At 71.5% G+C, this 10493-nt stretch carries 9 protein-coding genes and 1 pseudogene; 3 read left to right on the top strand and 7 right to left on the bottom strand.

The window, feature by feature from the left end; translation table 11 throughout:
- Positions 1 to 605, top strand: a pseudogene (locus MHW47_RS25690) (mannose-6-phosphate isomerase, class I); the annotation flags it as partial.
- Positions 606 to 707: 102 nt separating this feature from the next.
- Here MHW47_RS25690 and MHW47_RS25685 read toward each other — a convergent pair.
- From MHW47_RS25685 to MHW47_RS25675, 3 genes are all read right to left on the bottom strand, one after another.
- Entirely contained in the window at positions 708 to 1610 is a 903-nt protein-coding gene (locus tag MHW47_RS25685) for a carbohydrate ABC transporter permease (protein ID WP_239226143.1), read from the bottom strand.
- On the bottom strand, positions 1607 to 2578 hold the full coding sequence (locus MHW47_RS25680) for a carbohydrate ABC transporter permease (RefSeq protein WP_239226142.1): 972 nt from the start codon (positions 2576 to 2578) through the stop codon (positions 1607 to 1609). Before MHW47_RS25680 ends, MHW47_RS25685 begins: the two co-directional genes overlap by 4 nt.
- 79 nt (positions 2579 to 2657) lie before the next feature.
- Entirely contained in the window at positions 2658 to 3977 is a 1320-nt protein-coding gene (locus tag MHW47_RS25675; RefSeq protein ID WP_239226141.1) for an ABC transporter substrate-binding protein, read from the bottom strand.
- 267 nt (positions 3978 to 4244) lie between these two features.
- Between MHW47_RS25675 and MHW47_RS25670 the strand changes: the two genes are divergently transcribed.
- A complete protein-coding gene (locus MHW47_RS25670) occupies positions 4245 to 6647 on the top strand; it encodes a glycoside hydrolase family 2 protein (protein ID WP_239226140.1) in 2403 nt (800 codons plus the stop codon).
- Positions 6644 to 7669, top strand: coding sequence for a LacI family DNA-binding transcriptional regulator (locus MHW47_RS25665; RefSeq protein WP_239226139.1), 1026 nt, complete (start codon positions 6644 to 6646; stop codon positions 7667 to 7669). The genes MHW47_RS25670 and MHW47_RS25665 overlap by 4 nt, the downstream gene beginning before the upstream one ends.
- Positions 7670 to 7714: 45 nt before the next feature.
- Here MHW47_RS25665 and MHW47_RS25660 read toward each other — a convergent pair whose 3' ends face one another.
- The 4 genes from MHW47_RS25660 to MHW47_RS25645 form a co-directional block, all read right to left on the bottom strand.
- Positions 7715 to 8050 carry a DUF6204 family protein gene (locus MHW47_RS25660; protein ID WP_239226138.1) on the bottom strand — a complete coding sequence of 112 codons (336 nt, stop codon included), beginning with the start codon at positions 8048 to 8050 and terminating at the stop codon, positions 7715 to 7717.
- Between the two features lie 88 nt (positions 8051 to 8138).
- Positions 8139 to 8492: a VOC family protein gene (locus MHW47_RS25655; protein ID WP_239226137.1), complete on the bottom strand. Its 354-nt coding sequence runs from the start codon at positions 8490 to 8492 to the stop codon at positions 8139 to 8141.
- 62 nt (positions 8493 to 8554) lie between these two features.
- Positions 8555 to 9364, bottom strand: a complete 810-nt coding sequence (locus MHW47_RS25650; protein WP_239226136.1) for a class I SAM-dependent methyltransferase — start codon at positions 9362 to 9364, stop codon at positions 8555 to 8557.
- A gap of 182 nt (positions 9365 to 9546) precedes the next feature.
- On the bottom strand, positions 9547 to 10493 hold a 947-nt coding region (locus MHW47_RS25645; RefSeq protein ID WP_275449644.1), incomplete at its 5' end, for a diacylglycerol kinase family protein.

Here is a 10493-nt window from a genome sequence, read left to right as displayed (position 1 = left end):
CGCGCGGGGCGCGGCAGGAGGGCCCGCACCGCGCGGACCTCGCGCTGTACGACGCGGTCGCGCGGGCCTACCCGGGCGACGCCGGGCTCCTCGCGGCGCTGATGCTGCGGACGGTGCGGCTGGCGCCGGGCGAGGGGCTGTTCCTGGGCGCCGGTGTGCCCCACGCGTACGTACGGGGCCTGGCGGTCGAGATCATGGCCGCCTCGGACAACGTGCTGCGCTGCGGGCTGACGGCCAAGCACAAGGACCGGGCGGAGCTGCTGCGGGTGGTGCGGTTCGCCGCCCCGCCGGTACGCGTCCTGACCCCGTCGGCGCAGGGGCCGGAGGAGGTGTACCCGGCCCCGGTGGACGACTTCCGGCTCTCGCGGGTACGGGTGGCGGCCGGCGGCCCCGCCGTCGCCCTGGACGCGACGGCCCCGCAGATCCTGCTCTGCACGCGCGGCGAGGCCCGCCTCACCGCGGCGGGCGGCGCGCTGACGCTCCGGCCGGGCTCCTCGGCGTACGCGCCGGCGGGGGAGGAGGTGACGGTGAGCGGGGACGGCGAGGTCTACCGCGCCACGGTCGACACCGGGCAGCCGCGCCCCCGGAAGCACTCCGGAACTTAACCGGTTTTGTAAGGCGAGCCGCCTCCCTCCGCGTATTCCCTTCCCCGGTCGAAAAGGGAGGGGAAAAGCGGAGGGAGGCGGCTTTTTCCTTTTCTTCGTCCGTTACTTCGTCGCACCCTGCGCGAAGCCGTTGTAGATGTAGCGCTGGAGGAAGAGGAAGGCGATCAGCGTGGGGACGATGACCAGGACGGCCCCGGCCGAGATGTTCTCCCAGTGGGCGCCGAATGGGCCCTTGAAGCGGAACAGCGCGGTGGAGACCGTGCCGAGTTCCTGGGACGGCATGTAGAGGAAGGGGATGTAGAAGTCGTTGTAGACGGTGATCCCCTTGATGATGACGACGGTCGCGATCGCCGGCTTGAGCAGCGGCAGGATGATCTTGCGGTAGATCGTGAACGAGTTCGCCCCGTCCAGCCGCGCCGCTTCGTCCAGGGAGACCGGGATGCCCCGGATGAACTGCAGGAAGATGTAGATCGACACGATGTCCGTGCCCATGTAGAGCAGGATCGGCGCCCAGCGGGTGTCGAACAGGCCGAAGCTGTTGACGACCTGGAAGGTGGCGACCTGCGTGGTGACGCCGGGCACCAGCGTGGCGACCAGGAACAGCGCCATGACCAGCTTCTTGGCCCGGAAGTCGAAGCGGTCGATGGCGTAGGCCGTCATCGAGCCGATCACCACCGTGCCGGTGATCGAGAACAGCAGGATGAACAGCGTGTTCCCGAAGGCGGTGAGCATCTGGCCCTCGGAGAACGCGGTCGCGTAGTTCCCGAAGTTCAGCCAGTCGCCCGGCAGCGACAGCGCACCGCCGTCGGTGGCCTCCGCCGACGTCTTCAGCGAGGTGAGGAAGACGACCGCGAGCGGCAGGATCACCACGAGCGAGGCGACGACGAGCGACACGTAGACGAGGGTCTGCCCGATCCGGCCGCGCAGCCGGACCCGCCGGGGGCCGGGCAGGGGGCGGGAGGGGCCCGCGGTCTTCACGGGCGCGGTCCGCTGGGCCGTGGTCATACGAGGTCCACCTTTTCGTCGGGCACGAGCCGGCGCTGGATCCAGGTGATCAGCAGCACGATCAGCAGCAGCACCACGGCGGCGGCCGATGCCAGGCCGGTCTTGTTGAACTGGAACGCGAGCTTCACGGTCTGGATGACGAAGGTCGAGGTGCCGGTCGCACCACCGGTCATGATCCACGGAATCTCGAACACCGCGAGCGACCCGGAGACCGCGAGGATGACGCTCAGGCTCAGCACGGGCCGGATGCTCGGGGCGATGATGTGCCGGAACTGGTCCCACTTGGTGGCGCCGTCCAGCTGGGCCGCCTCGTACAGCTCGCCCGGAACGGACTGGATCGCGCCGAGGAACAGCACGAAGTTGAGGCCGGTGTAGCGCCACACCGACACCCCGGCGAGCGAGGTGTTCGCCGATTCCGGATCGCCCAGCCAGGCGTGGTCCGGGTTCTGGCCGAACCAGGACAGCACCGTGTCCAGGGTGCCGCCGTCCTGGAAGAAGTAGAGGAAGACGAAGCCGATGGCCACGCCGTTGATCAGGTAGGGGAAGAAGAGCAGCCCCTTGAACAGGTTCCGGAACCGCAGATCGAAGCTGAGCACCGTGGCGAAGTACAGCGCGATCACGATCTGGACCGCCGAGGCCGCCAGGTAGTAGAAGCTCACGAAGAACACCCGGAACAGCTCGGGCCGGGTGAAGATCTGGACGTAGTTGTCCACCCCGGTGAAGTTCCGGTCGGGACTGATGCCGTCCCAGTCCGTGAAGCTGTAATAGATCATGTTGCCCACGGGCACGTAGGTGAACGTGATCAGCAGGGCCAGCGGCGCCACCAGGAACAGCCAGGGCGTGGCGCGGCGGAGCAGCCGGCCCCGGGTGCCGCGCGCGCGGGGGCTGGCGCCGGTGGCGGAGGGGCCGCGACGCGGGGGCGTCGCACGGTGCGTTTTCACGCTCACCGCCTCGGTCGTCTCGGTCATGTCGGGCCTTTCGTCATCCGCGTCGGTCGTGCGGGACGCGGGCCCCGGCCGGTGTCGTACGGCCGGGGCCCGCTCCGGGTCAGGAGCCGATGGTCTTCGCGGCGTCGTCCCACTTCTTGTTCAGCTCGGCGAAGTAGCTCTCGGCGCTGCCCTTCTGCGCGCCGCGCGCGATGTCGACCAGCTTCTGGCGGTAGTCGGGCTTGTTGAGGCCGATCTCGGCGGCGTTGTCGATCTCGTTGACCGTGCCGGTCTTGGCCTCCGAGCGCTCCACGAAGGTGACATCGTTGTCAACGAATTCCTTGAGCGTGTCGGGCATGGGGGCCGACTTCAGCGTGGGGACGGCGCCCTCCTTGGCGGAGTAGCCGGACTTCTGCGTGAACCAGTCGATCCAGGCGCGGGCCGCCTCCTTGTGGTCCGAGTGGATGTTGACGGCCTGCTGGTAGTCCGAGACGAGGGTGGCGCACTGCCCCTCCTCGCGCTGGACGGGGACCGGCATGTAGCCGATGTCGTCGGGGTTGCCGCCCGCCTTCTCGGCGGCGTCCCGCATCTGGCTGATGGCCCAGGAGCCGACCATCATGGAGCCGATCTCGCCCTTGGCGAGCTTGCTCTTGGACGCCTCCCAGTTGGTGGTGCTCGGGTCCTTCTCGGAGAGTCCGTCCTTGACGATGTCGAACAGCAGGGTGTCGATCACCCCCAGCTCGCTGCCGGCCTTCCACGGCGAGACGGGCCCGGCCAGCTTGTTGTTCGCCTCCTGGTCGCAGGTGACGGAGCCGATGTTGGCGGACCACTGGACCAGCGGCCAGCCGTCCTTGAAGTTGGTGTAGTACGGGACGGCGCCGGTCTTCGTCTTGACGGCCTTCAGGTCCGCGAGGAACTCCTCGGGGGTGCTGGGCCACTCGGTGACGCCGGCCTTCTTCCAGAGGGCCTTGTTGTAGACGAAGCCGTTGGCGGTGCCGAACTGGGCGATGCCGTAGGTCTTGCCGTCGACCTCGGACTTGTCGCTGAAGCGGTACGTGTCGGCCATCTCGATGGACGAGCCGAGCGGGGCGAAGAACTTCGGGTAGTCGTTCTTGGCGACCGCCGCCGGGATCATCAGGACGTCGCCGTACTCGTCCGTGTTCATCCGGATCTTGACTTCGCCCTCGTAGTCGGTGAGGCCCTCGAACTTCACCTTGATCTTGGGGTAGACCTTGTTGAACTCCGCCGCGTAGGCCTTCATCGCCCCGCTCTTGATCAGGTCCGTCCGCTGCGTCAGGACCGTGATGGTGCCGCTCGCCGTCTTCGGGTCGGCAGGGGCGGAGGCCGTCTCCTTGGACGGCGTACCGCCGCCCCCGCATCCCGTGACGGTCAGTGCCGCGATGGCCAAAAACGTACCTGTGAGTGCCCTGGTCTTCCCCATGTGCCCTGCTCCTTCGGACGGCGGCTCGGGTCTGCGCCGGATGTCGGCACTATGGCAGGCAGGCAGTGAACCGGTAAAGCTCTTGTTTCCCCTGCGATGCCGAATCGTTACCGGCTCTCGCATTTGCGCAGCTAGAGAGCGTGCGGCTCCTCGCGGATGTTGCCGCTCCGTGACTAGACCGGTTTATGGACAGCGGACGATCAGCGGGTTAAGTTGTGCCGCGTCGTACATCTGTCACGTGCGCACTGGGCCGATTGGAGCCGCACCATGAAGGACATCACCCCGCTCACCGAAGGCTGGAAGCTGCGCTACGACGACGCGCTCCTGCCGGCCGAGGTCCCCGGCTGTGTCCACACCGACCTGCTCGCAGCGGACGTCATCCCCGACCCGTTCCTCGACCGCAACGAGACCGAGGTCGCCTGGGTCGGCCGGCGCGCGTGGACCTACCTCACCGACGTGTCGCACGAGAGCGCCCACGAGCGCACCGACCTCGTCTTCGACGGCCTGGACACCGCCGCCCGCATCACCCTCGACGGCCGCGAACTGGGCGCCACCCGCAACATGCACCGCGCCTACCGGTTCGACGCCACCGGCCTGACCGGCCGGCTGGAGGTGCGCTTCGCCTCCGCGTACGAGGAGGCCGAGGCCGTCCGCGCCCTCACCGGCGACCGGCCCAACGTCTACCCCGAGCCCTTCCAGTACATCCGCAAGATGGCCTGCTCCTTCGGCTGGGACTGGGGCCCGACGCTCGTCACCGCCGGCATCTGGCGCCCCGTGCGCCTGGAGCACTGGTCCACCGCGCGCCTCGCCTCCGTCCGCCCCCTCGTCACCGTGGACGGCGCGACCGGGACCGTCGAGGTGCGGCTCCGCGTCGAGCGCACCGCGTCCGGGGCCGGAACCGAGCTGCGGGCCCGCGCCACCGCGGCCGGCGCCGAGGCGGAGGTCCGCTTCGAGGGCGACGAGGCCGTGCTGCGGCTGACCGCCGACCGGCCCCGGCTCTGGTGGCCGCGCGGCTACGGCGACCAGCCCCTGTACGACCTCGACGTCACCCTGCTCGACGCCTCCGGACCGCTCGACACCTGGCACCGGCGCATCGGCTTCCGCACCGTCGAGGTGGACCGCACCCCCGACGAGCACGGCACCGGCTTCACCCTCGTCGTCAACGGCGTCCGCGTGTTCGCCCGGGGCGTCAACTGGATACCCGACGACGTCTTCCCCTCCCGCGTCACCCCCGAGCGCTACCGCACCCGGCTGCGCCAGGCCGCCGACGCCAACGTGGACCTCGTCCGCATCTGGGGCGGCGGCATCTACGAGGACGAGGCGTTCTACGACGCCTGCGACGAGCTGGGCCTCATGGTGTGGCAGGACTTCCTCTTCGCCTGCGCCGCCTACCCCGAGGAGCAGCCCCTGCGCGGCGAGGTCGAGGCCGAGGCCCGCGACAACGTTGTCCGGCTCATGCCGCACCCCAGCCTGGTCCTGTGGAACGGCAACAACGAGAACCTCTGGGGCTTCCGCGACTGGGACTGGGAGGAGCCGCTGGCCGGTGACTCCTGGGGTGAGGGCTACTACCTCGGCGTCCTGCCCCGCATCGTCGCCGAACTCGACCCCACCCGCGCCTACACCGCCGGCAGCCCCTGGTCCGGGTCCTGGGACCACCACCCCAACGACCCCCGCCACGGCACCCACCACTCCTGGGAGGTGTGGAACCGGCAGGACTACGCCGAGTACCGCGCCGACGTGCCCCGGTTCGTCTCCGAGTTCGGCTGGCAGGCGCCGCCCGCCATGGCCACCCTGCGCCGCGCCCTGCCCGGCGAGGAACCGGCCGCCGACTCGCCGGGCATGCTCCACCACCAGAAGGCCGAGGACGGCAACGGCAAGCTCGACCGCGGCGTCGCCCGCCACTTCGCCCCGCCCGAGGGCGACTTCGACCGCTGGCACTACCTGACCCAGCTCGTCCAGGCCCGCGCCGTCGCCACCGGCATCGAGCACTGGCGCTCCCACTGGCCGGTCTGCGCCGGCACCGTCGTCTGGCAGCTCAACGACTGCTGGCCGGTCAGCTCCTGGGCCGCGATCGACGGCGACGGCCGCCTCAAGCCCCTCCACCACGAGCTGCGCCGGGTGTACGCCGACCGGCTGCTGACCCTGCACCCCGACGGCGAGGGCGACGGTGTGGTGCTCGCGGTGATCAACCAGTCCGCGACCCCCTGGCGCACCGAGGTCACCCTCTCCCGCACCGGGGCGGACGGCGCGTCCACCGGCCGGGGCGTGCAGGAGGTGACCGTGGCCGCGCGCTCCGTCGTACGCCTCCCGGTGCCCGCCGCACTCGTCCCGGCGGGGAGCACCACCGAGTTCCTCGTCGCCGACGCCGAAGGGCTGCGGGCCACCTGGTTCCCCGTGCCCGACAAGGAGTTCGGCTACCTGGAGCCGTCGTTCGACGTGACCGTGGAGCCCGCCCGGGACGGCGGTGGTAACGTCCGCGTGGTGGTCAACGCGCACACCCTCGTCAGGGATCTCCTCCTCCAGGCCGACCGGCTCGGCCCCGGAGCCGCGGCCGACCGCGGCCTGGTCACGCTGCTCCCCGGCGAACAGGCCGTCATCGGGATCACCGGCTGCGGCGACGTGACCGCCGACGACGTGCGCGCCGCCCTGTTCTGCGTGGGCACGAAGTGACCGCTCCGGCTCGCGTCACGATCAAGGACGTCGCCGCGCGGGCCGGTGTGTCCAAGGGGGCCGTCTCGCTCGCCTTCAACGGCAAGCCGGGCGTCTCCGACGCGACGCGGGAACGCATCTTCCTCGCGGCCCGGGAGCTGGGCTGGGAGCCCAACCGCACGGCGCGCAGCCTCTCCGGCCGCCGCGCCGACATCATCGGGCTCGTCCTGAACCGCCCGGCCCGGCTCCTCGGCCTGGAACCGTTCTACATGGACTTCGTCTCGGGCATCGAGAGCGTCCTGACGGAGCGGTCCTGCTCACTGCTGCTGCGGCTGGTCCGCGACGTGGACGAGGAGATCGAGCTGTACCGGGAGTGGTGGCGCGGCCAGACCATCGCGGGCGCCGTGCTCGTCGACTTCCGGCCGGACGATCCACGCGTGCCCGCGCTGGAGGCCGTCGGGCTGCCCGCGGTCGCCGTCGGCCATCCCTCGCTGACCGGGTCCTTCCCGGCGGTGTGGACCGACGACGCCACGGCCACGGCGGAGGCCGTGCGCTATCTGGCCGCCCTCGGGCACCGGCGCCTCGCACGCGTCGGGGGCCCGGCCGGCTTCGGGCACAGTGCGATCCGGGCGCGCGCCTTCGAGGCCACGGTCCGGGAACTGGGCCTGGAGCGCGGCACCCAGATCGCGACCGGGTTCGACGAGCGGGAGGGCGCCCGGGCGACGCGCTCGCTGCTCCTGGCGAAGGACCGGCCCACCGCGATCGTCTACGACAACGACATCATGGCGGTGGCCGGAGCGGGCGTCGCCGCCGAGATGGGGTTCGTGGTCCCGGACGACGTGTCGCTGCTGGCGTGGGACGACTCCCAGCTGTGCCGGATCACCCATCCCACGCTGTCCGCGATGAGCCACGACATCCACCACTTCGGCGCGGAGGTGGCGCGGACCCTGTTCACGCTGATCGAGGGAACCCACCCCGGTGACCTCCAGGTGCCGACCCCGTCGCTCACGCCCAGGGGCTCGACGGCACCGGCGCCGCAGTGACGCCGCGCGCCGCGCGACCGGGTCCGCCCGGCCGCGCGGCGCGGCTCAGCGGCGCTTGTGGTTGATCTTCATGGTGTCCATGTCGGTCGCGGTGGACCGCAGTTCGCCGTGGCCGTAGCCGGCCTCGCGCAGCGCGGTCAGCGCCCGGTCCTCGGCGATCGCGGACGCCATCTCCTCGCCGTCCTCGGCGTCCGAGACGACCACGTAGCGGAAGCTGAAGTGCTTGAGGGCCCGGTCGTAGGTGAGCGAGCCCTCCTCGGTGAACCGCATGCCGGCGAGGCCGTGCTCCTCGACCTGAGCGAGCAGCCGCTCGCGCGCCGCGTCCGTCAGGTCCTGCCACGTGCCGCGCACGATCACCCGGTACGTGTGCTGCGTGCTCATTTGTCGCGCCGTCCCTCTCCGCCTGCCCCGCCGACTGTCCGGAGCGAGCGTACGGGGGGCTTGAGCGGGACGGAAACGGAATTCCGGCTCAGCCGGGAAGGTGGCGGTCCACGTACTCGAAGACCGATCCGTCCGGGTGCACGGCGATGAGGTTGCGGCCGGCCGGCGTCGGCACGGGGCCCGCGATCACCCGGGCGCCCACCCCGGTCAGGGCCGCGTGGGCCTCGTCCACGTTCTCGACGGCGATGGTCGCGGTGACCTTGCGCAGGATCTCCAGCTCCGCTTCGGGCCCGCTCATCAGCAGGAAGCAGCTGATCGCGGCGACGGAGACCCCGCCGCGCTCGAACCGGAGGGCGGGGGCGCCCGTGAGCTTCTCGTAGAAGGCCACCGCGGCCTCCAGGTCGTCGACGCAGATACGCAGCGTGGTTCCCAGGATCTCCATGCGGGCCAGGTTAATTGGCCGCCCGCCGCCCTGTGATCCGTTCGGCTGCGGCCGGGCCCGGCTCAGGCGCGGCAGAGCACCTCGCCGTGCGGCACCATGAACCAGCCGTCCTCCTGCTCGCCCCAGGCGCGCCACGCCGCGGCGATCTCCGTCAGCTCCTCGGCCGTGGCGTGCCCGCCCTCCACCGCGAGCGCCGCGTACGCCGAGCCGACGGTGCGGTCCGCCCACAGCCCGCTCCACCAGGCGCGGCTCTCCGGCGTGGCGTAGCACCAGGTGGACGCGCCGGGCGTGATCTCGGTGAACCCGGCCTGCCGGGCCCAGGACAGCAGCCGGCGTCCGGCGTCCGGCTCGCCGCCGTTGGCGCGGGCCACCCGGCCGTACAACTCCTGCCAGTGGTCCATGACGGGGGACTCGGGGAACCAGGTCATCGACGCGTAGTCGCTGTCGCGCGCCGCGACCACGCCGCCGGGGCGGCACACCCGGCGCATCTCGCGCAGCGCCTGAACCGGGTCGCCCACGTGCTGGAGGACCTGATGGGCGTGGACCACGTCGAAGGAGTCGTCCGGGTAGTCCAGCGCGTGGACGTCCGCGACGGCGAACTCCACGTTGTCCAGGCCGCGTTCGGCGGCCACCTCGGCCGCCTGGGCCAGGATCTCGCCGGTGGTGTCCACCCCCGTCACCCGGCCCGGCGCCACCAGCGCGGCCAGGTCGGCGGTGATGGTGCCGGGCCCGCAGCCGACGTCCAGCACGCGCAGCCCCGGGCTCAGTTCGCCGACGAGGTAGGCGGCGGAGTTGGCGGCGGTGCGCCAGCGGTGCGAGCGCAGCACCGACTCGTGGTGGCCGTGGGTGTAGACGGCGGTCTCCTTCGGCATGGCCGTGCGTCCTCTCTCGAAACGCGAACCGCGGAAGCGCTGTTCGACGGCTCCACCGTAGAGCCTCCCGCCGCATAATGAGATGGATATCTTGCTATGTGGACAAGGAGGTTGGGGTGCGGACGCGCCGGGGGCGGCCGACTCCGCGTCGGCCGCCCCCGGTCTGCTCCGTCCCGGCCCGGTTACACAGGCATCGGGCAGTACACCGTCAGCGCCTCCGGCAGCTTGTCGACCGTCAGCTCCGTACCGCTGTGCGCCACTTCGCCGTCGAAGGCGTACGGGGTGCCCGGCTTCAGCCCGGAGATCCGCACCCGCTGCCTGCGCACCGCCGCGTGCATGGGGGAGCGGGTCAGCGGCCCGGCGACCGCCGCCGCCAGCAGCCGCAGCCCGGGGGTCCGGCCGCCGTGCACCATCCGTACGTCCAGCAGCCCGTCCGCCAGGTTGTGCCGCCGGCCGGGCGCCGGGCCCACCCGCTGGAACAGCCCGTTGCCGACGAACAGCAGCCACAACGGCCGCCGCCTGCCCTGGATCTCGGCCTCCAGCGGACGCTCCCCGCGCAGCACGCGCAGGGCGGCCAGCACGCCGGCCGGCCAGCCGCCGATCCGGGGCGACCAGTGCTCCCGCATCCGCACCAGCTCCGGATAGACGCCCAGGCTGAACGCGTTCAGGAAGTAGCCGGGCTCACCCTCTGCGCCCTGCGGACCCGGCCGGAACCGCCCCAGATCCACCCGTACCGCGCTCCCCGAGGCGAGCGCGGAGCCGACGTCGGCGACGGTCTCGATGCCCAGGTCGTACGCGAAGTGGTTCAGGGTTCCGCCGGGGAACACCGCGAGCGGCAGCGCGTGCGACGCCGCCACGGCCGCTGCCTGGTTGACCGTGCCGTCCCCGCCGCACACCCCCAGCGCCCGGCCCCGGACCGCCGCCTTCTCCAGCTCGTCCGAGAGCAGCCCCGGCGAGCACTCCACGATCTCCGCCGCCGGCAGCGCGTCCCGCACCAGCGAGGCGGTCGCGGTCGCCGTCCCCGACTCCCGGTTGACGACCACCACCAGCCCCTCGCCGTCCGGCAGGGCGGGCGCGTCGGCGGGCGGCCTGCCCGGCGCGGGCAGCTGCCCGCGGGTCGGGACCACCC

Source organism: Streptomyces sp. OfavH-34-F, assembly GCF_022347745.1.
GTDB lineage: Bacteria > Actinomycetota > Actinomycetes > Streptomycetales > Streptomycetaceae > Streptomyces.
The sequence above is the reverse complement of the archived record's forward strand: the minus strand, read 5'-3'. Positions and strand labels throughout refer to the sequence as shown.